The sequence below is a fragment of the Buttiauxella sp. A111 genome (assembly GCF_014189855.1).
GTDB lineage: Bacteria > Pseudomonadota > Gammaproteobacteria > Enterobacterales > Enterobacteriaceae > Buttiauxella > Buttiauxella selenatireducens.
This window is the reverse complement of sequence record NZ_BJFN01000027.1, coordinates 1-628: the sequence shown is the minus strand read 5'-3', so window position 1 is coordinate 628 and position 628 is coordinate 1. Positions and strand designations below refer to the sequence as shown.

The 628-nt window shown below is 53.5% G+C and carries 1 rRNA gene; it reads left to right on the top strand.

Annotated features, from left to right (window positions below):
- Window positions 1-628 (top strand): 23S ribosomal RNA (locus BSPA111_RS22425); the annotation flags it as partial.

Below are 628 nucleotides of genomic sequence, written 5' to 3'. Positions count from 1 at the left end.
ACAGACAGCCAGGATGTTGGCTTAGAAGCAGCCATCATTTAAAGAAAGCGTAATAGCTCACTGGTCGAGTCGGCCTGCGCGGAAGATGTAACGGGGCTAAACCATGCACCGAAGCTGCGGCAGCGACGCTTAGGCGTTGTTGGGTAGGGGAGCGTTCTGTAAGCCGTTGAAGCTGGACTGTGAGGTCTGGTGGAGGTATCAGAAGTGCGAATGCTGACATAAGTAACGATAAAGCGGGTGAAAAGCCCGCTCGCCGGAAGACCAAGGGTTCCTGTCCAACGTTAATCGGGGCAGGGTGAGTCGACCCCTAAGGCGAGGCCGAAAGGCGTAGTCGATGGGAAACAGGTTAATATTCCTGTACTCGGTGTTACTGCGAAGGGGGGACGGAGAAGGCTATGTTAGCCGGGCGACGGTTGTCCCGGTTTAAGCATGTAGGCGGAGAGTTTAGGTAAATCCGGACTCTTATCTAACGCTGAGGTGTGATGACGAGGCACTACGGTGCTGAAGTAACAAATGCCCTGCTTCCAGGAAAAGCCTCTAAGCATCAGGTAACATCAAATCGTACCCCAAACCGACACAGGTGGTCAGGTAGAGAATACCAAGGCGCTTGAGAGAACTCGGGTGAAGG